The following is a 20,803-nucleotide window of genomic DNA, read 5'->3' on the forward strand; positions in this document are numbered from 1 at the left end:
TTTTCAGATTTTCACAAATTAAGAGCGATCCGCGCCGCCCGCCCCATGGCCAGCGTGCCGATCTGCGCCACCTCGACCGCCCAGTCCGCACCCGCCGCGCCATCCGCCGCGATCATCGCCGCGTCATAGGTCCAGCCCGGCGCGCCCGTCTCCACGCTCCGCACCACCCGCTCGCCGTCCAGCACCCGCACCCGATAGCGCTCGCTTTCCTCGCCCAGCGGCACGTCCCCGCCATTGCTCCAGCGCCATCCGGCCCGGCTGCGCCTGACCCAGCCGACCACCCGGCCACCGTCCTCACCCCGCACCGTCAGATGCACCGGCGCCGGCGGAACCAGCGCCTCTCCCCGGATCGCCAGCGCATCCTCCACCGGCTCGACATCGCCCAGCCCGATCGCCGCCAGACGCAGGCTTGCCCCCACTTCCCCGCTCGCGCCCATCGCCGTCAGCGGCTCGACCAGCCGGTCCTCCTCGATCAGCAGGAAGCGATCGCCCACGCCATGCGCATCCATCGCCCATTCGCTCCCGCGCAGCCCCCGCCGCAGCCCACTGAGCCGCCAGCTTGCCGGCCCGATCCGCTCCGCCGCCTCATACTGGAGCAATTCCTCACCCAGCAGACACAGGTTCCGCCCCTGCGCCAAAGCCGCCTCGTCCGCGCCGCCCAGATCCATATCTTCCGCCAGCAACGTCACCAGCAGCGCCTGTTCCCGATCCACCAGCACCCGGCTACCGTCCGGCAGCGCCGCATCCGCCACCCCCATCACCGCCCGCCCGGCACTCCGCCCGATCGCACCGGCCTCGCCGCTGTCGCTCATCACGAACAGCGCCGCACTGCGCCAACCCGCCCCGCCACTCGCCGCCGCCACCAGCAGGGGCGCACTCGCCGCCCCATCCCGCAGCGACGGCAAATCCGCCAGCATCAGCGTCGTTGCCCCATGCGGCGCATCCACCTGCCGCACGATCGCGCCCGAAGACGCCCCCGTCGGCAGCGCGCCGCCCGCCCCCGGCACCCGCCGCAGCGACAGCCGCACCGCCATCGCCTCCCATTCCCGCTCCTCGATCCGCCACAAGCCCGGCACATCGTCGACCGTCACCACCATGCCCGGCGCCAGCGTCAGCGCGCTCCAGTCACAGCGCAGCGCCATCATCGCCCGCCCGGTCCATGCCGCCCCCAGTCGCACCGCCGCCAGCGCCCGCGCATCGTCCGCGCCCATCACGACCGGCAGTTCCATCCCCTGCTCCTGCCGCCCCGCCCCCGGCCGCACCACCCGCTGCACGCCCGCCTGATAGTCCCGCGCCGCATCATAATGGCGCAGGCTCAGCGCCACCGGCACGCCATCGGCCGCCCCGCCCGATCGCTCGACCGGATCGATCGCCTGCCCGTTGATCCGCCGCGCCAGCCTGTCCGCGCCGATCGCTCCTTCGGCCGAGCCTACCGCCCGCAACTGCAATCCCGCCTCCCCCGTCCCCAGCGCCAACCCCTGCGCCTCGACCAGCGGACCGATCGCCGCCCCGATATCGGCCCCGCCCGCCGCAAAGCCATCCAGCGCCGCCAGCCCGGCCCCGCCCAGCGCCCCGTCGCTCAATTCCGCCGCAACGGCCTCGATCGAAACCGCCCCGTCGTCCGCCTCCACCTCGAAGGTCAGCGACGGAATGCGATTGCCATAATCGGCCAGCGCCAGATCCTCGAACAGCACATAGGCCATGCCCCGGTGTCCCGGCGTCAGCGTCATCCCTTCCGCCGCCGCGATCAGCGGATCGACCGCCTGATCCTCACCCCCCGGATGCACACGAAAGGCGGACACTTCACTCTTGAAGTCCCCCGCCGATCCGCGCAGCAGATTGCCGTCCGCCCATATCCGCCCGATCGACCGGATCGCCCGCGCCGACAGCGCCACCGCGAAACTCGCCGAATAGCTATAGGTCGTGACGCTCGCCCGCCCCTTGCCACCGCCACTCTTGCTCTTCACCTCCTTCAGGTCCGTCGCCCAGATCACCGTCCCGGCGACCCGCATCGTTCCGAAAATCTTCGGCACCTGCGTCCCGTAACTGGATGTCTGCACCTGCAAGTCGGACAGGCGCGATCCCTCCCGCCCCTTCGGCTTGAACAATATCTGATTATCGATGACATTGCCGATCACCGCCCCGATCGCCGCGCCGATCGGCCCGCCCAGCACGGTCCCCACCGCCGTCAGCACCACCGTCGCCATAACATTCTCCCCAAAAGCACAACGTGCTCCTGCGAAGGCAGGAGCCCAGTTCAGACCGTGGGACTGGGCTCCTGCCTTCGCAGGAGCACACCTACATCAAGGTCCACCATCCAAGAATCGGCCATGGCGACACCCCCGGCATCTCCACCACCCGCCCCAGTCCGGCATGGGCATGGACAAAGCCCGCCCCCGTCCCGATCATCAGATGCAGTTGCAAAGGCCCCGGCCTTGCCAGCGCCAGATCACCCGGCCGCCCCTGCGCCACCAGCCGCAGTCCCGCCGCCCGCAGCCAGCCCTCGGCCCGCGCCACATCGCCGCTGCGCAGCCCATAATCGCCCGGCGCTTCCCGCCCCAAAGCCAGCGCCGCCAGCCCCACGCAATCCAGCCCCTCCCGACCGCGCCCATGCAACCGAAAAGGCACCCCGATCAGCGCCCGCGCCCGCTCGACCGCCGCGCTCATGCGCCGGGATAGCGGGTCAGCAAGTCCATCCCCGGCAGATAAGGCTCCCCCCGGAAATTCACGACATTGCCGAACCGACCCGCGCAGGTCGTCAGTTGCCGATCGCACCCCTGCGTCAGCAGCGCCAAAGTCCCCGCCGCCACCGCAAAGGCCGGCGGATCGACCAGAGTCACGCCCTCCGCCCCATTATCCGCCACCGCCTGCACCAGCCCGACATTGGCCCCGCCCAGCCAGCGCAGCGTGCCAAAGGCATAGTCGCCCGCCTCCAGCCCATCCGCCGCCACCTGCGCCCCGTCCACGGCCGCAACCGCCACGATCCGCCGCCGCCCCGCCATGTCGACCCGGCATGCCCGGTCGCCCAGCCGCGCCCGGCAATCGGGCGACGTACTCGGCGCCACCGGCCCACCCAGCACCGCCGCCGCGCCGATCAGTTCGGCCGTAAAAGCCGCCCCCTTGCGCGACACCGCCCCCATCTCGCCCCGCGCCAGCAGCAGCCACAGCGCGCCCGGCGCTTCCCATTGCGTCAACCGCAATTCCAGCGCAGCCCCGTCCCAGCGCCCCGCCATCAAATCCGCCTCGCTGATCGCATCGCTGGTCAGCGCCCCCGCAACATCGCTATCTTCGCCCTCCAGCCCGATGCCCGATCGCACCGCAGAGGGCGTCATCCCCGGCGCCGCGCGATAGAGCAGCCCGCCAATATCCAGATCGCGATCATGGCTGGTCAGCCCGATCGTCACTCCGTCCCGCCGCTCGATCCGCCAGCAAAAGGCCAGCGTCGTCAGCGCCCCGTCCAGCCCCCCGCTCATTCGCGTATCTCCACCAGCGGCACCGACACCGCCTCCCCGGCGGCAAAGGTCGCCCGGTTGATCTCCAGCCGGTCCTCGGCAAAGCGCACCGGCACATCGAAGCGATAGCCAGCGGTCAGCACCACGCCCTCGTCCGGCGCATCGTCGAACGCGATCACGCCCATCCCCGCATGGCTCCATCCCCCGACCATCTCGACGCCATCGGCCGCCACGCGAATGCTCCCCGCCACTGGCCGCGTGATGGTCCGCGCCTGCGCCTCCTCTCCCGATCCATAATAGCGCATCAGCGGAAATTCGGCCGCCACCCCGTCCCCCACGCCCAGCCGCTGGTCCAGCGGCCCCGGCGCAACGCCCGGCGCCCCGCTGCGATCAGCATAGGGATCACTGAAGCGGAACCCCCGCGCCGCCCCCCGCCGCGCCCGGAAGAAGGCGATCAGCGTAGCGATATCCGCCTCGCTCCGCACCCCCGGCCCGGCATCATAGGACAGCCTGGCATCGGCCCAGTCGCTCGACCGCCGCTCATGCCCGGCCGGGCTTTCCACAATCTGCGTCGAAAAGGCCGGGGCCAGGCTCGCCTCCCGCCCGATGGCCATGGGAAAGATCACATCGTCAAAGGCTTGCACATCATCCTCCCCATCGATTGCAAAGCAGGTAAAGCCATCGCGGCACACTTGCGGCATCGCCCAGATGAAGGTCGCCGCCGTCCCCCGCGCGACAGACGCCTGCGCCGCCGCCACGATCGCCCGCCACTGCCCGGCCTGCTCCGGCAACAGCACGAAGCCCGAAAAATAATGCTGTTCCCCGATCGGATAGCCCAGCCGCGCCGTCGCCATCTCCACGCCCCGCGCGGTCAGATGCGGCCGCCCCTCCGTCACCCAGTCATAATCTTCCAGTTGCAGCACATCGAAGGCGGGCGAGGCCCAGCCGACCGGCATATTCGCCCTTTTGGCCTCCGGCGCACGCGGATCGAGAATGGTCGGCAGATAGGCCAGCAAATGCGTCACCGCCCCCGGCGCAATCGCCTTCACATGCGCGCACAAAGCCGCCGTCGACGCCGCCAGCAACGCCCCCGCCGCATCCAGCACATCGCACTGGTCGCTATCCAGCGCACCCCAAACGCTCCCGATCGACACCGGCGTCCCGCCAAGCGCCACCCGCGCCGCATCGTCATAGATACAGATGCGCCCATCCCCCGGCATCACCCACCACCAGGGTTCCCCCACCTGAAAGCGGATCGGCAACCCCGCCTCCAACCCGATGGAAACAAAGGCCCCCGCCACCGCCTGCAAATAGCCCATCGCCCCGCTTTGCGCCGGCGACAGCAAAGTCGAAGGCGGCGACCAACCGGTCAGCGCCGGGTCGCCATTCTCCGCCCTCTGCTTCCAGTCGTTCCAGCAATGCGCATCGAACAATTCATAGGAGAGCGACCAGATCAGGTCGAAGTCCCATGCCTTCGCCTGCGCCGCGAAATCCCGGTGCCAGGCCGCGCAGGGCGCATTCAGCACCCCGCCCGCCAGACTGACGAACAGGCCGCCGCCCGCCCGCTCCAGCCGGAAATAATGGCTCATCCCGACATAATGGTTGATCGCCCCGCGATAGCCCAGCGCATGGATCGCCGCTACGACCCGCGCGGGCGTCTGGTTGAAACAATCATCATAGCCGGTCGCCATTCCCAACCCATGCTCCGGCAGCATCACATCGCCCACCGCCAGCACCGATCCCGCCCCGTCACAGCCTATCTCGCTCAGTTCCGCCCAACCTTCGACCCCCGCCGCGAAAGACGTATCCCCCGCATCATAATCGGGCGGCACCAGAGAAATGAACATCCGGTCCACATCCCCCGCCCACACCGGGTCCGCCTCATCGGGCAACAGATAGCCGCCATCCATCGCCGCAAAATCCAGCGTGATGACAGCCTCTTCCGGCCCACCGCTCGCATAATTCCACAAGCGCACATACCAGGCCCGCGGCACCCCGCCCGCATCCCGCCCCTCGATCGTCAGCGTCGGCCCATGCGTCTCGTCCAGCTTGCGCAGCCCACCGGAGCGCCAGCGAAAGGACAGGCTGCAATCCCGAAAATCCCGCCGCGTCTCATAGGCCAGCAGGGGATGGCTCCATTTGTCCTCCGCTTCCCAGATCAGCCCCGCCAGATCGCCCGAACCGTAAAAGACCGCATCCACGCGCAAAGCGTCAGCCGCCGTCGTCACCACGCCAGCCATCATCGGCCGGGGGAAATTCACCGTCCAGTGCGTCGCCGCAAAGCGCTTCATGAACGCCGCCTCCTGCCCCCGCCGCGTATCGGCCAGCCAATAGCCTATCGTCATTGCGCCAATGCCCCCCGCACCGCCCGTGCCACCTGCCGCGCGCTGCGCGCCAGCAACCGGCTTTCGCTCTCCCCACCCCGGCCATTGACCGCGATGTTCACCCGCACATCGCGCGTGCCCGATCCGCCAGCCGCCACCACCTGCCCGCTGCTCGTCGGCACGAACAATTCCGGCCCGCGCTCACCGACCATATAGGCCCGTCCGCCCGTCACCGGCCCGCCGGTCGCCCGCCCCGGCGATCCCATCAGCGCCGTCAGCGCCGCCGTCGCCAGACCCGCCAGTCCGCCGCCACTGCTGCTCCCGCCACCCATGGCCGATTGCAACGCGCTCGCCGCAATCTCGTTCAGCGCCGACAAAGCCACCGCGCGCAGATCGTCAAAGCCCAGCTTGCCGGTCCGTACCGCCCGCAACAGCCCCTGCTCGATCCGCCGCCCGGCCCGGTCCGCCCCATCGGCCAGCGGCCCTTCCATCTCGCTACGCATCGCCGCCACATCCCGGCTCAACCCCTGCGTATCCGCCCGCACCCGCACCACCAGCGTCTCGATATCGTCTTCCATATGCCCTCCCGCACCCCACAGAGCATGTGCTCCTGCGAAAGCAGGAGCCCAGTCCCGCCCTCTCCACTGGGCTCCTGCTTTCGCAGGAGCACGACGCACCTCAATCCGGCATCACCCCCATCAACCGCCGCAACTCCGCCGCATCCACGCCCGCCTCCCCCACATCCTCCTCCCCCCGCGCCGCGCGCAGCACCGCCGCCAGTTCCACCGGCGTCGCGCGCCAGAACTGCTCCGGCCGCCAGCCCAGCAGCCACCCGGCCACCCCCGCCAGCCGCCCCGCGCCCGCCCGGAATGTCATCATTTTCCCGCCAATATCTGCTGCAAGATCGCCCTCAGCACCGGCGTCACCCGCGCCAGCCCCACCGCCAGCACCGCCTCGCCCAGCGCCTCGCGCGTCATCCGCTCGCGATCGACCAGACAATGCCAGAACAGCCCGACCAGCTCCGCCAGTGACAGCTTGCCCTCCGCCGCCCGCTCCACCAGCGCGAACAGCGGCCCCAATTCCGCCTCCGCCGCCACCAAAGCCGCGAAACTCGGCCGCACCAGCAGATGCTCGCCGCCAATCTCCAGCGCAGCCTCGCCCCTTTCGGGATTTGGGCGCTCAGCATTCGCCACGCCGCTCATTCGCTCACCACCGCGCCGCTGCTTTCCAGGCTCAGCGTATAATTGCGCTCGCCATTATAATCGCCGGCATAGTCCAGCCGCGTCACCAGAAAGCGCCCGCGCATCCGCTCCCCACTCTCGAAGCTCAGCTCATATGCCTCGATCGTCCCGGCCAGCGCATGGTTGCGCACCCGCACTTCGGCCGCCGATCCGGTGAACAGCCCCGCCGCCGACACGCTGACCGATCGCACCCCCGCGCCCGACAGCAATTCGCGCCAGCCGCCCGAATCCTTGCTGGTGATGTTCACCGCCTCGCCATTTACGGACAATTGGGTGGTGCGCATCCCGGCCACCGTCGCATATGTTGCGGGCATGTTGCCGTCGCCCACCTTCAGCAAAAACGCACTTCCTTTTTCGACGCCCATGGCGCATTCTCCAGCCAAGCGACACCGGCGTCCGAAGCACCCTGCCACGGCCCGGAAAATCGCGAAAAAACAGGAGACTCGGCCGCCTTCCGCGCGACCGGTCTCAATAGAAATCTGGGGTTGATGGAGAGGTCCCGATGATTGTTGCCGCTTCGCTTGCGATGATGCTTGCCGCCGCGCCTTCCGCCGATGCCGTGGGCACCGGGCGCAAGGAATTTTCCAAATGCCTCAGCGCCCAGACGCAACCTGCGCTGGAAAAGAAATTGTCCGTCGGCGATTTCCAGTCCGCGATCAAAAGCGCCTGCGCCGACAAGGAAGCCGCCTTCCGCAACGCCATCATCGCCCAGGACAAGGCCGACAAAATGTCCGACGCCGCCGCCAGCAGCGACGCCGACGACCAGATCTCCGAATATGTCGACAAGATCACCGGCGAATATGAAGAAAGCAGCCGCCCGAACTGACGTCCTCTTCCTCTCTCCCCCTCTCAGGGGGAGAGATACGAAGGCTTGGCAGCTTGCTGCCTAGCCGCAGTTGAGAGGAGAGGCTGCGCTACGCCGCTTCCCGCACCGCCCTAATCCGATAATCCACCACGCCACGCCAACCCTGCGCCCCGCTCCGCGCCACCCGCGACCGCAGCAACCGCGCACTCACGATCCGCCAGCCCTGCTCCGCGCCCGCAGCGACGATCGCCGGATCGACCCGCGCGATCATCCCCGCCAGCCGCCCCGGCGTCTCGTCCGCCACCACCAGCCCGATGGTCAGCCGCAATTCCCGCCCCTCGACATCCTTGCCGCCCCAGTCGCTGCCCAGGCATTCGCCCACAAAACCAAACGGCGCCGCCGCCCGCACCGGCTCCCCGTCATAAAGGCCATTGACCAGCGCCATCAGCGCCGCATCCGCCCGCAACGCCGCGATCACCGCCGCGCGCACCGCCACTTCCGCGCTCATCGCCCTCTCCCCGCTTCCCGCAGCGCCAGATCGCGCAGCCATCGCCCGCGCAGCCCCCGCCCGGCCGCCACGATATCCTCACCCTCGACCAGCGCGTCGACACCCTCGTCCCGCAAAGCCGCGACGATCGCCGCCCGACGCGCCGCCGCCCGCGCCTCCACCAGCCGCACCAGCGTCGCCCTCATGCCAGCCGCATCCGCCGGAACGGCCGCCACAGCGCGCTCACCACCGCCGGCGGCGCCGCGCTCTCATTCCCGCGCGCCAGATAATGGTCCGCCGCCAGCCGCACGATCCCCTGCCGCAACGCCTCCGGCAGGCCATTCATCTCCCCCGCCAGTCCCGCGCGATAGCGCACCGCCAGCACCCCCGGCTCCCCCGCCCGCATCGCCCGCACCCAGCCGTCGCCCGCCGCATCCACATCGATCGCATAGGCCCCCACCGCCAAGGCCGCGCCATCCGCCGCCGTCAGGCTGTCGATGCTCAGCACCGGCCGCGCCGACAGTCTTTGCCAGCGCCCGTCGCCCGCCACCGTCTCGCGCGCCTCGCGCGCCACCAGCCACTGGCCGACAAACTGCTCGCACAGCGCCGCCGCACTGCGCAGCAGCCCGGCCAGCACCGCATCTTCCGCCCCCGTCTCGATCCGCAAATAGGCTTTCAGTTCCGCCAGCGACGCCGCCAGCCCCCCGCTTTCCCGTTCCACCAGCATCAGCGTTCCTCCACCCGGATCGTCAGCGTCCGCTCATCCACCTGCCCATCGGACAGGGCGACGCGATTGACCAGCCGATAGACATGGCCGATCACCCCGCCGCTCAGCCGCACGCTGCTGCGCTGCGCCTCGAACGCGCTCGCCTCCACCACCAGCCCGCCCGTCTCGACCGGCGCCACCGTCCATCCGCTCGCGACCAGGCTCTGCCCGGCCAGATAGGCGGACCAGTCGACGCCATGGTCGATCCGAGCATCCGGATCTTTCAATAATAGGCTCATCTTATCCTGCTCCCCCGTTCCGCCTCGGCCCGTGCCGTCCGCGCCTCGCCCGGCACGCGCCAGCCCTGCCCCGGCCGCACGCCGCCGCGCCACGGCCCTGCCCAGCGATCCGCGCTCTCCGCCAGATCGCCGATCACCCCCGCGCCCAGCGCCTCACCCTGCATGGCCCGCCTCCAGCGCCGCCACCCGATCCGCCAGCGCCGCGATCGCGCGCCGCTGCCACGCCGCCTCCAGCGCCAGACATTCTTCATAGCGCAGCCCCCAGCGCTCGCCCGCCTCCCGCGCCGGCCGCACGACAATGCCCTCGTCATCGCGCGCCTCGGCCTGCGCATCCCACGCATCATGGCAGAGCAATCCCCAGCGCTGCGCCGCGCCATCGCCCATCCGCGCGTCGATCGCGTCGCGCACCTGCTGCGCCACCAGCCCGACATGCCATCGCGCCGCGTCGCCCTTCTCCGCCACCGCAGCGCGAAATCGATAGCGCACCCAGCGCACCTCGCCCCACGCCTCGATCAACCCCGGATCGATCCCGTCCATCTCCTGCTTCTCGCGCGCATCGGACGTGCTGATCGTCCCGCTCCCGGCATAGACGATCGACCATCGCAGCGCGGCCCCGCCCAGCGCCAGACTATTGTCGCTCGCCGGCGCCAGCACGCCGCCCACCTGAACCTCGCCCGTATCCCGCCGGATGGTCAGCGCCGTGCCCAGCACCGTTCCGCCATCGGCAAAGCGCCGCAACGCAAAGTCCGACCCGGCATTGCTCCCGCTTTCGGCGCCATTGGTCTTGCCCATGTCCCAGCGCCCCGCCGTGCCGCTGCGCCAGCGCAGCAGCGCATATTGGCCGGCAAGCGAGTCGATATAGGAAAAGGCGGTCGAGGAGGGATGGCTCACCTGCAAGCTGGTCAGCCCCGCCACCACACCGCCGCTGATCGCCACCGCCGACGCCGCCTGCACCGCCATGTCGCCCAGACCGAGCGCGCCGCGCGCACCGCTGGCGCTGGTCGCCCCGGTGCCTCCGCTCGCCAGCGCCAGCGTCCCGCCCAGCGTCAGCGTCCCGCTGCCCGTTACCGGCCCGCCCGACACGCTCAGCCCCGTCGTCCCGCCGCTCATCGCCACGCTGGTCACGGTGCCGCTCGTGCTGCTCGTTCCCGCGCCGATATAGCTGCGCACGCCCGCCGCATCCGCCCGCGTCAGCAGCGCCCGGCCGAAACTGGTCGTCGCCAGCGCCGCGATCGCCTCCAGATCGGCGTCATAGGCCTGCACGTCGCTGCCGATCGCCAGCCCCAGATTGCTCCGCGCCACGCTGGCGCTCGACGCCCCGGTGCCGCCATCGGCCACCGCCAGATCCACGATCCCGCCGATCGTCCCGCCGCTGATCGCCACCGCGCCGGGGCTTTGCGTCGCGAGGGCGCCCAGCCCGATCGCCGCCCGCGCCGCCGCCGCATCGCCCGCGCCGATCAGGCTGCGCCCCTGCGCGCTCAGCGCCGTCAGCCCGGCTGCGCCCGCCCCGGTCCAGTAGCTCATCTGGTTCGCCGCGCTCGCCTGCCCGGCCAGCGCCGTCAGATTGGCGCTCGCCCCCTGCTTGCCGTCCAGCGCCGCCGCCAGCCCGTCGATCGCCGCCATCCCATGGCCATGCGCCTCGACCGCCGCCACCCATCCGGCATGCAGCGCCAGCCCGACCTTCTTCTCCAGCGGCGCGAAATCCACCGCCGCGCCCCCGGCCGAAGACGCGACCGGCGTCCGCACCAGCCGCCCGGCTTCGTCCAGTTCGCCGGTCCCCGCCTCCCACTGGGTCGGATCGCCCACGCCCATGATCATATAGGGAAAGCGCGCCCCCGCCCCCAGCACATCGGCAAAAGCACGATAGCCCGCCACCGCCCCGCCCAGCAGCAACGGCCCATCCCCGCCATCATAACAGACCTCCCGCACCAGGTCGGCCATCTCCATCCCCGAAATCGCCACGCCCACCCCCTCGAACAAAAAAGGGGGAAGAAGCCCGACGCCCCTCCCCCCAAATCTTCTCCCCCATGGGGGAGAAGGATACGCAGTCTTACCGGCGCAGCCGGTTAGACGAAGTTGGATGAGGGGGGACCAACGCCCCCTCACCCCCTCACGAAGCCGCAAACTTCATCAGCTTAATCGCCTCGCTATTGGCCACGCCGCCCCCAATCCGCTTGACCGCATAAAAATGCACGAACGGCTTGTTGCTGAACGGATCGCGCAGGATGCTCGTCTCCTGGCGCTCGGCGATGACATAGCCCGCCTGGAAATTGCCGAAGGCGATCGACAGGCTGTTCGCGGCGATATCGGGCATGTCCTCCGCCTCGACCACGCGATAGCCCAGCAAAGTCGCCGGCTGCCCCGCCGCCATGGACGGCTGCCACAGAAACGCGCCATCGCTCGTCTTCATCTTGCGGATCACCGCCAGCGTCGACGAGTTCATGACGAAGCTCGCCCCCTGCCGGTAGGGCGCGCGCAGGCTCTGCACCAGATCGATGAGCCTGTCCTGCGGATTGGACGCGGCAAAGGCCCCCGCCGCCCCCGACGCCACATATTGCAGCGACCCGAAGGCGCGCACGCTGTCCGCCTCATTGGTCGTCGTATAGGTCAGGAAGCCCTTGGGCTTGCTGGTCCCATTGCCATTGACGAAGGCCGCGCCCTCCGCCGCCGCAAATTCGCGGGCGATCTCGCTCGCCAGCCAGCTTTCGACATCGAACTGCGCATCGTCCAGCATTGCCTGCGACGCCGCCGGATTGGCGAACAGTTCGCCCGAAGGCGGCACGATCTCGTTGAAGCTCGGCGTTCCCGTCTCGGCCCGCGCGCCCGTCTCGCTGGCCCAGCCCGACACGATCCCGCCCGACGTCACCAGCTTGCGATAGCCCGCCGTCCCGGTCCGCACGACATTGGCGATCCCGCGGATCGGCGACACGCTTTTCAGCGTCGCGTCGATCAGCTGGTCGATCTCGCGCGGCACCGCATAGCCCCCCGCCGCGCCACTGGCGCCCGAAAAGCTCTTCAGCTCGACCCCGGCTTCCAACCCCTGCCGCAGATAGCGTTCCACAAATTGCGCCCGCGCCGGATCGACGGCGCCGCCCTTGACGCCATCCAGCGCAGGCCGCTGCTGCGCCAGCAAAGCCCCCTTCAGCGCCGCGATCTCTCCCGCCAGCCCCTCGATCCGCTCCCCCTGCGCCACCAGCTCCAGGCTCGCCTCCAACATATCCGTCATGCCCGTCTCCACAAAAAAAGGCGGCCCAATCGGACCGCCCATACAAAACAGAAAACAAACCTTCTCCCCTCAGGGGAGAAGGATACGAAGTCTTACCGGCACAGCCGGTTAGACGAAGTTGGATGAGAGGGTGGCCCACACGAAGCCGCAGAACCATAGAGCAAGCAAAAACCCGGCCAAGGCGGCCAATCTCCCTCTTCTTTCTCCGCGTCCCCGCGCCTCCGCGCGAACAAAACCTCCGCGCCCTCTGCGCGAACCCACTGGACAGCCCCGCCACCCGCATCGGATAGCAGCATCATGCCTCTCACCCTCGTCCCCCACGGCGCGCACCATATCCCCGCCGCGCTCCCCGAAACAGCGCTCGCCACCATCGAAGCCGCCCTAGCGATCCTGCCAACCGACCGCGCCGGCCAGCGCCTCGCCAGCCTGCCCGCCCTCGCCGACATGCTCAGCGCCAGCGGCGCAATCGGCCGCCACCCCGCCGCCCATCTGGGCGAGGCTGCAAAACCCGTCCGCGCGATCTTCTTCGACAAGAGCGAAGCCATCAACTGGTCGCTCGGCTGGCATCAGGACCGCACCATCGCCGTGCAGCAGCGCATTGACACGCCGGGCTTCGGCCCCTGGACGCTCAAGTCCGGCATCCAGCATGTCGCCCCGCCGCAATCCTTGCTCGACCGCATGCTGACCCTGCGCATCCATCTCGACCCGGTCGACGCAGACAATGCCCCGCTGCTGATCGCCCCCGGCTCCCACCGCCACGGCCGCGTTCCCGAAGGCGATGTCGCCGCCCTCGCCACCGCCTGCGGCACCCATGCCTGCCTCGCCCAGCGCGGCGACATCTGGCTCTACGCCACCCCGATCCTCCACGCCTCCGACGCCGCCGCCACCCCCCGCCACCGCCGTGTCCTGCAACTCGACTATAGCGCCGACCCGCTACCGGGCGCGCTGCAATGGTTGGGGATTTAGTTTGTCTGAATCGAGACTTGATATAGGATTACCCAGTCCTCCCGGTTGCTAAGGGCGTTGGGATCGAAGGTCGCAGTGAAGACTGCGGCATTCATCGCCGGGAGGCACTGACATCATCCCTGCTCCACCGCCACCACCCGCGCCAATGGCTGCATCGGATGCGTCACCACGCTCACCTCGACCAGTTCCAGCGCCAGCAATTCGCGCGGCCCCGCACCCCGCGCCGCCTTCACCCGATAGCCGAAGGACAGCCCGTCCACCGCGCGCGAAGCCAGCGCCGCCGCAGCCTCCCGCCCGGCCGCCGTGCGCCGCGACACCCGGCCGATCACCCGCAGCCCGCGCGCATCTTCCCGCGCCGTCTCGACCACGCCGATGACGCTGCCCGGCCCATGCTGCCACAGCAAAGGCACGCCCACCGCGTCCACGGCGCCAAAAGCCCCCGCCCGCACCACATCCCCGCCCCGGTCCACCCGATCGAAAATCGCCGCATAGCCGGCAAAGCGCAGATCGCTGTCCATTCTTCCCTCCAACTCGCCATGGTTCGCGCAGAGGCGCACAGTGCGCAGAGTGCGCAGAGAAAAAAACCACCAAAGGCGGCCCATTCTCCCTTATCTTCTCCGCGTCCCCGCGCCTCCGCGCGAACACAATCTCAGCGTCCTCGGCGCCTCTGCGCGAACGAAATTGCCCCCTTCCCGCTCATCCCTTCACCAACCCGACAAGGCCGACCTTCACCGCAATCCCCAGCAGCAACAGCGCCATGCCGATCCGCACGATCCAGCCGATCACCGCCCCGCGCGCCGCCTTCTTCGCGTCGCGCCAGGCGGACAGCAATTCGCGCAATTCCCGCACATCGCCCTCCGCGCGCCGGTCCGCCAGCCCCAGCCGCGCCAGCGCCCGCCCCGCGCCCAGCTCGCTCGCCTCCTCGATCAGCGCGCGGATCGTCACCAGATCCAGCACCTGCCCGTCCGCCTGCGCCACCAGCCGCGCCAGCATCTCCTCTTTCATCGCCCGCTCCTTCCCATCCGCCTGCTCTGCTCCTATCTGGAGCGCCATGAAGCGCACACCCCGCAAAGTCCTGATCGTCCTTATCCTCGCCGCGATCGGCGCCCTCGCCTGGCATTTCGACCTGTTCCGCGCCGGCGATTGCCTGACGCAGGGCGGCACATGGAATTGGGACGGCCATTTCTGCCGCCTCGATTCCCTCCCCGCCCGCGCCCCGGACTGAAAAGCGCGAAAATCGCAGACAAGAAAAAGCCGCCCAAAAGGCGGCCCATTCTCCCTGGCTGCTCCGCGCCCTCTGCGCCTCTGCGCGAACCCCTTATAATCCCAGCATCGCCCTCTTCTCGTCCCCCGACAGGAAGTCCGCCGCCGCCACCCGCTCCCACAGCGCCGCGCGCTCATCCGCCAGCGCCGGCACCGCATCCAGATCGGGCTCGATCGCCACGCCCGGCCACCAGGGCTGCAACCCCTGCGACAGCCCCGTGCAAATCTTGCCCACCAAAGGCAAAATCGCCTGCCGCCACAGCGCCTTGTTCGCCTCGCGATAATTGGCGTAGCTATTGTCGCCCGGCAGCCCCATCAGCATCGGCGGCACCCCGAAAGCCAGCGCGATCTCCCGCGCCGCCGCGCTCTTCAGCCCCACGAAATCCATCTCCGCCGGGGTCAGGCTCATCGCTTTCCAGCTGAGCCCCCCCTCCAGCAGCATCGGCCGCCCCGCATTGGCCGCCCCCGCAAAGGCCGCCTCCATCTCGCGCTTCACCCGCTCGAACTGCTCAGGGGACAGCACCGATCCATCGCCCGGTTCATAGACCATCGCGCCGGAAGGCCGCGCCGCATTGTCCAGCAGCGCCTTGTTCCACACGCTCGCTACATTGTGGATCGCCACCGCCCCCGCCGCCGCGCCGACACAGCCCAGCCCATAATGATCGTCCAGCGGATGCAGCGCCTTCAGATGCAGCAAGCTGGTCCGCCCCGCGCCATCCTCCGGCGACAGCCGCGTCACGCTCTCCCCCACGCGATACAGGTACGCCGCCGGCCACCCCCGCGCATCCGCCTCGACACTGACCCGCTCGGGCCGCAGCGCGAACAGTTCGGCAGGCCGCCCATCCGCCCCCGCCATCACCTGCACATAGCCATTGCCATGCAGCAGCAGATGACAGGCCAAAGTCTCCACCAGCCCCTGCCCCGCAGACGCCCGCCCGACCAGCGCCATGACGGCCGCGTCCTCATCCACCCCGCGCACCTTGATCGCACAGGCCCCCGCGCCTTCGGACACCAGCCGCATCGCCCGCTGCGCCACCGGATTGCCCATCACCCCCGCGCGCAACTGCGCCTCATAGGATGCCGGCCACTCCCCCAGCGCCACCGCCCCCGATCCCCAGGCACGCGCCAACACCGGCCGCGCATCCTGCGATGCGGCCGCCTTCGTCCCGAACCATTTCATGAAACCACCCGCCCATAAAAAATCCCCTCCCCGTCAGGGGAGAGGATGATGAAAACCAGCGGCAGGGCCGCCTACCGAAACATGAAAGACAGCGGCCTCAAGGTCGGCACGCGCTCATTCCGCCGCGCGCAACTGATCCCGCATGTCGATGGCTGTTTGCAAAGGCAGAAACATGCCTGCCCCACTTCGATAGCGCTCGAAGCCCAGCCCTTCGTAAAAGTCAGCCACTGCCCGGTTCAACGGCGTCAATATCAACAGCGGCAAACCGATCTGCTCGCCATAGTCGGCAAAGTCCAGAATGACCTTGACCATCATGGTCGATCCCACGCCTTGCCTTTGCCTGTCCTGCGCGACCGCCAGATAAACCATGCTGAGGCACGGAAAATATCGGGGATTGCCGAAAAACGGAATGTACGGAGCGCCCGCCAGCAACCGCGCTTCCTCAATCACCGTCGACAGGGCATAAAACCCAATCGGCTGCGTATCTGCACCGGCATCATGCGCGCATGTCACGATATGTTTACGCCGATCATGATCCTTCAATGATTTCGAACGAAACCATTTATCGATCTCAGCGACACCGCAGCAAAAGGACAGAGTACGCACATCTGTGCAATGGCGACGGAAAAATACAGGCTCTTCCGTCGCTGTGTCTCCGCTTGACTTAATGAGCGACCTTAGCGCTATAAATCGCCATCAGCTTGCGAAGCCCGGGGGTCAACCCGCCGCGCTTTGCATGAGCTTTTGCACCGACACGGAATGCCAGCGACGTACCTTTCTCAGATAATGGCTTGGATGCCGCGAAACGATCTTTCCGAACGATTGCCATTGCTGCCTCCTTTCCACTATCAGAACGTCAATTAAGCCTATTCGCTTAAGCGTCATCCAGATAGCAATTTTCCCACTTGACGCCAAGCGTTCTGCCGGTATGGCTGACGCCGTTATATAACGGCGTCAGCCATACCGGCAGAACGCTTGCGGCCGAATCAATCACCGATTCCGCGCCAGCACCCGATCGCACACAGAATTCGTACCCTCGCTCTTGCCGATCACGCGCCCGGCCACCGCGCCCGCGGCGCCCGCCAGCAATGTCTCGCCCAGGCTCCCGCCCGCCAGCGCGCCCACGCCAGCCCCACCAGCCGCACCGATCACCGTGCCCTTGTCGCGCCCCTGCTTGCCCTTGAGCAGGCAGTAGCGCACATCGTCCCGATCGCGCGGCGCCGCGCGGGCCACCCGCGCGCGATCCTTGCTGTTCAGACTGGCGGCCATCACCGGCGTCGCGATCACGCTCACGCCAACAGCCACCGCCATCAGCTTCACCATATTCATGTCACATACTCCTGATTACGGCAGGAGAACGATCAAGGCCGCCCGCCAGTTCCCCGGCAGAGGGCCCGGCAACCCTCAATCGATCCGCGAAACAAACTCGTCGATCGGCCGCCGCACCTTCTTCAGGCCCAGCAACCAGTCGCCCTCGTCCGCGCGATAGCCCAGCGGCATGATCGCCACCGACCGCAGCCCCCGCGCCCGCAAATCCAGTATCGCGTCCAGCGCGGCGGGATCGAAGCCTTCCATCGGCGTCGCATCCACTTCCTCGAAAGCGGCGGCGGTCAGCGCGATGCCCAGCCCCACATAGGCCTGCCGCGCGGCATGTTCGAAATTGGTCTGCGCATCGCGCTGCGGATAGGTCCCCAGCAGCATCTGCCGATAGGCTTCCCAGCCCTCGTTGCGGAACCCGCGCTCGTCATTGACCAGATCGAACATATGGTTGATCCGCTCAGGCGTATAATTGTCCCACGCGGCAAAGACGATCAGATGCGACGCATCCGTCACCTGTTCCTGGTTCCAGGCGATCGCCTTGATCTGCTCGCGAACAGCCTTGTTGGTGACGACGATCACCTCGAACTGCTGCAACCCGCTCGACGTCGGCGCCAGCCGCACCGCCTCCAGGATGCGCTCGATCTTGTCTTCGGGCACCCGCTTGTCCGGGTTCATCTTCTTGGTGGCATAGCGCCAGTTCAACCGGTCGATCAGCATGCAAACTCCTCAAAACAACGCCCGCCGGAGATAGAACCGGCCGATGACGCTGTGATGTAGAGGCGTGCACGGAGAAATAAAGGTCTTGGTTTGAAACCTTATGTTCACCGCTATGGGAAACGACCTCATCATCGAAGCCATTGTTGAGGGGGGCGCCGCGCCATCTGACCCACAGCGCCCTCCTCGCTCAGGCCGCCCTCAACAGAATTGACGGGCAGCCCGAAGATCAGTCGGCATGAATACTGGGAGATTTCATCATCAGCGTGATCTTGAACCGGATCGCCTGACCGCTGATCAGATCACTGGTCTGCAAATATCGGTTTACGGGGCCATCCCATCGCAATCGGATATAGGATTGGCCACTCGGCACCGATGCCGTCAGGCCATATCCGTTCGTGGGATAGGTGATACCTGCGACCGTCAGAACCTCGACAGGCCCATGTCCATCGCCATAGCCCACCGTATCCAGATAATTCAGTCCACTGATCCGCACTTCACCATGGGTCAGGGTTGCGGCAAAAGTGGGCGTAGCCGTAATTTCCAACGTAAAATAACTGAGATTTCCGATACGCTCATATTCGCCTACCTGCGTGACCTGCTCAAAGGTCACGCCTGAACCAGTTGCGCCCATGACGGGCATGAACGTGCCATCCAGATAGGTATTGCCTATCATGGTACGGGGCGTGGTGTCGTCCAGCGCTTTTATCACATGCCGGGATTCCGAGTCCGCGTTGCCGGAAACAGGTATTGCGCCGCCCGAATAGAGATTATCCGTATAGGTTTTCTGCGAACCAAGATTTTCATAGAGATGGATGCCGTTCGCCATCTCGAAGCTGTTATCCTTCACGATATTTCCAACGGCGGGATAGAATGTCGTGCCCCTCGCCGTAACCTCGATATCATTTCCCGCTACAACGGTGTTGCTCAACGTCCAGAAATCACCGCTGCCCCCGGTGATCGTGGTTCCCACCGGAATGCCTGTCCCTGTTAGCTTGTGTCCAATCACCAATACCCCACTCGTGACTGAATCCACTGTCAAAGTATTTCCGTCAAGATCAGCCGTGACCTTGGCACTTGGCGGTATTTCCATCTGACGAATGTCGATCCCTCGATGTCCGTCAGTCGCGGTCCAGTCCTTCATACGGAGCGTGTTGCCGATGACCTTCGCATAGGACGCACCTTCCAGACGCATCGCATGCAGGCTGTCATTTAGCTCGAAGATCGCGCTTGCCGCCTCTTTATCCCAGCGATAGCGCCAACCCCAGTCGGTGATGATGTTGCCCGTCACGACATCCCCGCCTTCCATGTTCAGGCGCACGGCACGGTCGCCGACACGAGTCAAAGTGTTGTTGGACAGAATCATTTCGCGGCCGGGCGATACGTCACCGGCCTCGGTACGGCCAAAGCCCTGCCGACAATCTTCAACGGTATTGCCCATCACGATGAAGCGTCGGGACTGGCGCGTCGTGCTGCCGGCCGTGTTGCAATGGCGGATCGAACAGAACAGGATTTTCCAGTCGCCATAATCGTCCTGCGAACCACTGGACGAACCGCCGGTGAAATAGAAGGCTTTGTCAGCCTGCCCCTGAACATCGCAAAAGGCGGCAGCACCCGGCCCGCATGAATTAACGACCAGGCCACTATCGGACTTTTCCATCTTATAATAGGAATTATCGCCCCAGAACTTCGAATATCCGACAAACCAGGTGTCGAACCGCACGATGTTCAACGCAGTTCCGCTTGCTTCCGCAGCGGCATAGTTTCGGTCACTATTATCAATTGAAAGACCGGACCAGTGCAGGGAAGGCCGCGTGGAGCCACCATCCAGACGAATGACTGCGTTGGGGTTGATAACCGGCTCGCCTTCAGCATTCTCGCCGTCAGCCATGCCCACAATCCAGGCACCAGGCGCGCCCTCGACGCGCACCGGCTTCGCGATACCGCTCACCAGCACAGGCGAAGTGTAAAATTTCCCGGGCGGGCAATATGCGGTCAGTCCCGCCGAAATCGCCGCCGCCAGCCAGGCCTCGATTGCCGTCTTATTATCGAAAGTATCATCATTCGCCACGGCACCAAATGCAATGTCATCAAGAGATATGTAATTATCCGCCATAATATACACCCCGCATATAACTGAATATTAATTCATATTTTTACAAATCTAGAAATCACATCTCCTTGAATATTATAAAGAATTCACATGTTTCATGATTAGACATCAGACACACTTCAGCCCGACACTCGCAGCACATGAAAAATGAAATGAAGGATCGCCTCACGCCGTCGGCGCGTTGGCCCAGTCAAAAGCGCGCAAAAGCGGAGAAATCCCGGTCGCACGCAGTCGACAAAAATGCTTAGCTTGCACCATGATCAGACCCGCAGGTCCCAGCGCTCTACTGGCCAGCTTATTGGCGCTGCTCTCCGCTTGCGCCCGCCCCATCACCGATCCGGCAGAACTGGACGCGATCAGAAACGAAGCCCTGTCGCTCGCGAAAAGCCATCCCGCTCCCACGGGTCAAAACGGGGCAGATATTCCCAAAAACCAATGGCCACCCACCATCGCCAGCCTCGCCCCGAAGATCGTGACCGTGGACGACACAGGCGTCGACATCCTGATCCAGCATGGCTTCGACGGCGGCTATGGCTATGAAATCCCGCGCGACGGCCACAGCCTCGCCATGCCCGCAAAATGCTATTCCGAACCCGCAAAGGGCCTGTTCTGGCACGGTCCTTGTTAAGCCCGCCTGCCCCTTATCCAGTCTAGCATCACCCCGAACTTGACCCGTTTCGGACTTCAGAGAAATCAGATAAAGAAAC

At 66.6% G+C, this 20,803-nt stretch carries 27 protein-coding genes; 4 read left to right on the top strand and 23 right to left on the bottom strand.

The window, feature by feature from the left end; genetic code table 11:
- Positions 1-11 precede the first annotated feature (11 nt).
- The 8 genes from BMX92_RS15935 to BMX92_RS15970 all read right to left on the bottom strand — a co-directional run bounded on the left by BMX92_RS15935 (position 12) and on the right by BMX92_RS15970 (position 7,382).
- Positions 12-2,207 (bottom strand): phage tail protein, encoded by a 2,196-nt coding sequence (locus BMX92_RS15935; protein WP_093018244.1) that lies wholly within the window; start codon positions 2,205-2,207, stop codon positions 12-14.
- Between the two features lie 91 nt (positions 2,208-2,298).
- The gene (locus tag BMX92_RS15940; protein ID WP_093018246.1) at positions 2,299-2,667 is read right to left on the bottom strand and encodes a hypothetical protein; all 369 of its coding nucleotides are present in this window, start codon (positions 2,665-2,667) and stop codon (positions 2,299-2,301) included.
- Positions 2,664-3,473 carry a DUF2163 domain-containing protein gene (locus BMX92_RS15945; RefSeq protein ID WP_093018249.1) on the bottom strand — a complete coding sequence of 270 codons (810 nt, stop codon included), beginning with the start codon at positions 3,471-3,473 and terminating at the stop codon, positions 2,664-2,666. The genes BMX92_RS15940 and BMX92_RS15945 overlap by 4 nt, the downstream gene beginning before the upstream one ends.
- Positions 3,470-5,797, bottom strand: coding sequence for a DUF2460 domain-containing protein (locus BMX92_RS15950; protein WP_093018251.1), 2,328 nt, complete (start codon positions 5,795-5,797; stop codon positions 3,470-3,472). Before BMX92_RS15950 ends, BMX92_RS15945 begins: the two co-directional genes overlap by 4 nt.
- Entirely contained in the window at positions 5,794-6,354 is a 561-nt protein-coding gene (locus BMX92_RS15955; RefSeq protein WP_093018253.1) for a tail tape measure protein, read from the bottom strand. The genes BMX92_RS15950 and BMX92_RS15955 overlap by 4 nt, the downstream gene beginning before the upstream one ends.
- Positions 6,355-6,454: 100 nt before the next feature.
- On the bottom strand, positions 6,455-6,655 hold the full coding sequence (locus BMX92_RS15960; RefSeq protein ID WP_371262425.1) for a phage tail assembly chaperone: 201 nt from the start codon (positions 6,653-6,655) through the stop codon (positions 6,455-6,457).
- Positions 6,652-6,978, bottom strand: coding sequence for a GTA-gp10 family protein (locus BMX92_RS15965; protein ID WP_093018255.1), 327 nt, complete (start codon positions 6,976-6,978; stop codon positions 6,652-6,654). Before BMX92_RS15965 ends, BMX92_RS15960 begins: the two co-directional genes overlap by 4 nt.
- A complete protein-coding gene (locus BMX92_RS15970) occupies positions 6,975-7,382 on the bottom strand; it encodes a phage tail tube protein (protein ID WP_093018257.1) in 408 nt (135 codons plus the stop codon). The genes BMX92_RS15965 and BMX92_RS15970 overlap by 4 nt, the downstream gene beginning before the upstream one ends.
- 137 nt (positions 7,383-7,519) lie before the next feature.
- Between BMX92_RS15970 and BMX92_RS15975 the strand changes: the two genes are divergently transcribed.
- On the top strand, positions 7,520-7,843 hold the full coding sequence (locus tag BMX92_RS15975) for a hypothetical protein (protein ID WP_093018258.1): 324 nt from the start codon (positions 7,520-7,522) through the stop codon (positions 7,841-7,843).
- A gap of 88 nt (positions 7,844-7,931) precedes the next feature.
- Here the strand turns inward: BMX92_RS15975 and BMX92_RS15980 are convergent, their stop codons facing one another.
- From BMX92_RS15980 to BMX92_RS16005, 7 genes are all read right to left on the bottom strand, one after another.
- On the bottom strand, positions 7,932-8,330 hold the full coding sequence (locus tag BMX92_RS15980) for a tail completion protein gp17 (protein ID WP_093018260.1): 399 nt from the start codon (positions 8,328-8,330) through the stop codon (positions 7,932-7,934).
- On the bottom strand, positions 8,327-8,515 hold the full coding sequence (locus BMX92_RS15985) for a hypothetical protein (protein WP_177185084.1): 189 nt from the start codon (positions 8,513-8,515) through the stop codon (positions 8,327-8,329). The genes BMX92_RS15980 and BMX92_RS15985 overlap by 4 nt, the downstream gene beginning before the upstream one ends.
- On the bottom strand, positions 8,512-9,036 hold the full coding sequence (locus BMX92_RS15990; protein ID WP_093018264.1) for a head-tail connector protein: 525 nt from the start codon (positions 9,034-9,036) through the stop codon (positions 8,512-8,514). The genes BMX92_RS15985 and BMX92_RS15990 overlap by 4 nt, the downstream gene beginning before the upstream one ends.
- A complete protein-coding gene (locus BMX92_RS15995; protein ID WP_093018266.1) occupies positions 9,036-9,314 on the bottom strand; it encodes a phage fiber-tail adaptor protein in 279 nt (92 codons plus the stop codon). Before BMX92_RS15995 ends, BMX92_RS15990 begins: the two co-directional genes overlap by 1 nt.
- Positions 9,311-9,478 carry a hypothetical protein gene (locus BMX92_RS27395; protein WP_177185085.1) on the bottom strand — a complete coding sequence of 56 codons (168 nt, stop codon included), beginning with the start codon at positions 9,476-9,478 and terminating at the stop codon, positions 9,311-9,313. The genes BMX92_RS15995 and BMX92_RS27395 overlap by 4 nt, the downstream gene beginning before the upstream one ends.
- On the bottom strand, positions 9,468-11,276 hold the full coding sequence (locus BMX92_RS16000; RefSeq protein ID WP_143066806.1) for a tail fiber domain-containing protein: 1,809 nt from the start codon (positions 11,274-11,276) through the stop codon (positions 9,468-9,470). Before BMX92_RS16000 ends, BMX92_RS27395 begins: the two co-directional genes overlap by 11 nt.
- Positions 11,277-11,424: 148 nt before the next feature.
- On the bottom strand, positions 11,425-12,540 hold the full coding sequence (locus BMX92_RS16005) for a phage major capsid protein (protein ID WP_093018387.1): 1,116 nt from the start codon (positions 12,538-12,540) through the stop codon (positions 11,425-11,427).
- Positions 12,541-12,837: 297 nt separating this feature from the next.
- On the opposite strand from BMX92_RS16005, the gene BMX92_RS16010 reads away from it, so the two are divergent.
- Positions 12,838-13,506, top strand: coding sequence for a phytanoyl-CoA dioxygenase family protein (locus tag BMX92_RS16010; RefSeq protein ID WP_093018270.1), 669 nt, complete (start codon positions 12,838-12,840; stop codon positions 13,504-13,506).
- 113 nt (positions 13,507-13,619) lie between these two features.
- Here BMX92_RS16010 and BMX92_RS16015 read toward each other — a convergent pair whose 3' ends face one another.
- Together BMX92_RS16015 and BMX92_RS16020 are read right to left on the bottom strand one after the other, a co-directional pair.
- Positions 13,620-14,024, bottom strand: coding sequence for an HK97 family phage prohead protease (locus BMX92_RS16015; RefSeq protein WP_093018272.1), 405 nt, complete (start codon positions 14,022-14,024; stop codon positions 13,620-13,622).
- A gap of 178 nt (positions 14,025-14,202) precedes the next feature.
- Positions 14,203-14,511 carry a DUF6127 family protein gene (locus BMX92_RS16020; protein ID WP_093018389.1) on the bottom strand — a complete coding sequence of 103 codons (309 nt, stop codon included), beginning with the start codon at positions 14,509-14,511 and terminating at the stop codon, positions 14,203-14,205.
- 46 nt (positions 14,512-14,557) lie between these two features.
- Here BMX92_RS16020 and BMX92_RS27400 point away from each other — a divergent pair, with 46 nt between their 5' ends.
- The gene (locus tag BMX92_RS27400; protein WP_177185086.1) at positions 14,558-14,731 is read left to right on the top strand and encodes a hypothetical protein; all 174 of its coding nucleotides are present in this window, start codon (positions 14,558-14,560) and stop codon (positions 14,729-14,731) included.
- A 93-nt stretch (positions 14,732-14,824) separates the two neighbouring features.
- On the opposite strand, the gene BMX92_RS16025 is transcribed toward BMX92_RS27400, so the two are convergent.
- From BMX92_RS16025 to BMX92_RS16045, 6 genes are all read right to left on the bottom strand, one after another.
- Complete coding sequence (locus tag BMX92_RS16025) at positions 14,825-15,949, bottom strand: phage portal protein (RefSeq protein ID WP_093018274.1); 1,125 nt, start codon at positions 15,947-15,949, stop codon at positions 14,825-14,827.
- A 114-nt stretch (positions 15,950-16,063) separates the two neighbouring features.
- Complete coding sequence (locus BMX92_RS16030; protein WP_256213467.1) at positions 16,064-16,555, bottom strand: GNAT family N-acetyltransferase; 492 nt, start codon at positions 16,553-16,555, stop codon at positions 16,064-16,066.
- 58 nt (positions 16,556-16,613) lie between these two features.
- Positions 16,614-16,778, bottom strand: coding sequence for a hypothetical protein (locus BMX92_RS27405; protein WP_177185088.1), 165 nt, complete (start codon positions 16,776-16,778; stop codon positions 16,614-16,616).
- A 161-nt stretch (positions 16,779-16,939) separates the two neighbouring features.
- Entirely contained in the window at positions 16,940-17,278 is a 339-nt protein-coding gene (locus BMX92_RS16035) for a hypothetical protein (protein WP_093018278.1), read from the bottom strand.
- 75 nt (positions 17,279-17,353) lie between these two features.
- Entirely contained in the window at positions 17,354-17,986 is a 633-nt protein-coding gene (locus BMX92_RS16040) for an NAD(P)H-dependent oxidoreductase (RefSeq protein ID WP_093018279.1), read from the bottom strand.
- A 226-nt stretch (positions 17,987-18,212) separates the two neighbouring features.
- On the bottom strand, positions 18,213-20,099 hold the full coding sequence (locus BMX92_RS16045) for a hypothetical protein (protein WP_093018280.1): 1,887 nt from the start codon (positions 20,097-20,099) through the stop codon (positions 18,213-18,215).
- Between the two features lie 253 nt (positions 20,100-20,352).
- On the opposite strand from BMX92_RS16045, the gene BMX92_RS16050 reads away from it, so the two are divergent.
- Positions 20,353-20,724, top strand: a complete 372-nt coding sequence (locus tag BMX92_RS16050; protein ID WP_143066808.1) for a hypothetical protein — start codon at positions 20,353-20,355, stop codon at positions 20,722-20,724.
- Positions 20,725-20,803 lie beyond the last annotated feature (79 nt).

It is taken from the genome of Sphingobium sp. YR768, from assembly GCF_900111125.1.
Classification (GTDB): Bacteria; Pseudomonadota; Alphaproteobacteria; order Sphingomonadales; family Sphingomonadaceae; genus Sphingobium.

Bases quoted from the DNA above. Each gene is read 5' to 3' on its own strand.
- BMX92_RS15935 (WP_093018244.1), bottom strand. From the start codon at position 2,207: ATGGCGACGGTGGTGCTGACGGCGGTGGGGACCGTGCTGGGCGGGCCG.
- BMX92_RS15940 (WP_093018246.1), bottom strand. From the start codon at position 2,667: ATGAGCGCGGCGGTCGAGCGGGCGCGGGCGCTGATCGGGGTGCCTTTT.
- BMX92_RS15945 (WP_093018249.1), bottom strand. From the start codon at position 3,473: ATGAGCGGGGGGCTGGACGGGGCGCTGACGACGCTGGCCTTTTGCTGG.
- BMX92_RS15950 (WP_093018251.1), bottom strand. From the start codon at position 5,797: ATGACGATAGGCTATTGGCTGGCCGATACGCGGCGGGGGCAGGAGGCG.
- BMX92_RS15955 (WP_093018253.1), bottom strand. From the start codon at position 6,354: ATGGAAGACGATATCGAGACGCTGGTGGTGCGGGTGCGGGCGGATACG.
- BMX92_RS15960 (WP_371262425.1), bottom strand. From the start codon at position 6,655: ATGATGACATTCCGGGCGGGCGCGGGGCGGCTGGCGGGGGTGGCCGGG.
- BMX92_RS15965 (WP_093018255.1), bottom strand. From the start codon at position 6,978: ATGAGCGGCGTGGCGAATGCTGAGCGCCCAAATCCCGAAAGGGGCGAG.
- BMX92_RS15970 (WP_093018257.1), bottom strand. From the start codon at position 7,382: ATGGGCGTCGAAAAAGGAAGTGCGTTTTTGCTGAAGGTGGGCGACGGC.
- BMX92_RS15975 (WP_093018258.1), top strand. From the start codon at position 7,520: ATGATTGTTGCCGCTTCGCTTGCGATGATGCTTGCCGCCGCGCCTTCC.
- BMX92_RS15980 (WP_093018260.1), bottom strand. From the start codon at position 8,330: ATGAGCGCGGAAGTGGCGGTGCGCGCGGCGGTGATCGCGGCGTTGCGG.
- BMX92_RS15985 (WP_177185084.1), bottom strand. From the start codon at position 8,515: ATGAGGGCGACGCTGGTGCGGCTGGTGGAGGCGCGGGCGGCGGCGCGT.
- BMX92_RS15990 (WP_093018264.1), bottom strand. From the start codon at position 9,036: ATGCTGGTGGAACGGGAAAGCGGGGGGCTGGCGGCGTCGCTGGCGGAA.
- BMX92_RS15995 (WP_093018266.1), bottom strand. From the start codon at position 9,314: ATGAGCCTATTATTGAAAGATCCGGATGCTCGGATCGACCATGGCGTC.
- BMX92_RS27395 (WP_177185085.1), bottom strand. From the start codon at position 9,478: ATGCAGGGTGAGGCGCTGGGCGCGGGGGTGATCGGCGATCTGGCGGAG.
- BMX92_RS16005 (WP_093018387.1), bottom strand. From the start codon at position 12,540: ATGACGGATATGTTGGAGGCGAGCCTGGAGCTGGTGGCGCAGGGGGAG.
- BMX92_RS16010 (WP_093018270.1), top strand. From the start codon at position 12,838: ATGCCTCTCACCCTCGTCCCCCACGGCGCGCACCATATCCCCGCCGCG.
- BMX92_RS16015 (WP_093018272.1), bottom strand. From the start codon at position 14,024: ATGGACAGCGATCTGCGCTTTGCCGGCTATGCGGCGATTTTCGATCGG.
- BMX92_RS16020 (WP_093018389.1), bottom strand. From the start codon at position 14,511: ATGAAAGAGGAGATGCTGGCGCGGCTGGTGGCGCAGGCGGACGGGCAG.
- BMX92_RS27400 (WP_177185086.1), top strand. From the start codon at position 14,558: ATGAAGCGCACACCCCGCAAAGTCCTGATCGTCCTTATCCTCGCCGCG.
- BMX92_RS16025 (WP_093018274.1), bottom strand. From the start codon at position 15,949: ATGAAATGGTTCGGGACGAAGGCGGCCGCATCGCAGGATGCGCGGCCG.
- BMX92_RS27405 (WP_177185088.1), bottom strand. From the start codon at position 16,778: ATGGCAATCGTTCGGAAAGATCGTTTCGCGGCATCCAAGCCATTATCT.
- BMX92_RS16035 (WP_093018278.1), bottom strand. From the start codon at position 17,278: ATGAATATGGTGAAGCTGATGGCGGTGGCTGTTGGCGTGAGCGTGATC.
- BMX92_RS16040 (WP_093018279.1), bottom strand. From the start codon at position 17,986: ATGCTGATCGACCGGTTGAACTGGCGCTATGCCACCAAGAAGATGAAC.
- BMX92_RS16045 (WP_093018280.1), bottom strand. From the start codon at position 20,099: ATGGCGGATAATTACATATCTCTTGATGACATTGCATTTGGTGCCGTG.
- BMX92_RS16050 (WP_143066808.1), top strand. From the start codon at position 20,353: ATGATCAGACCCGCAGGTCCCAGCGCTCTACTGGCCAGCTTATTGGCG.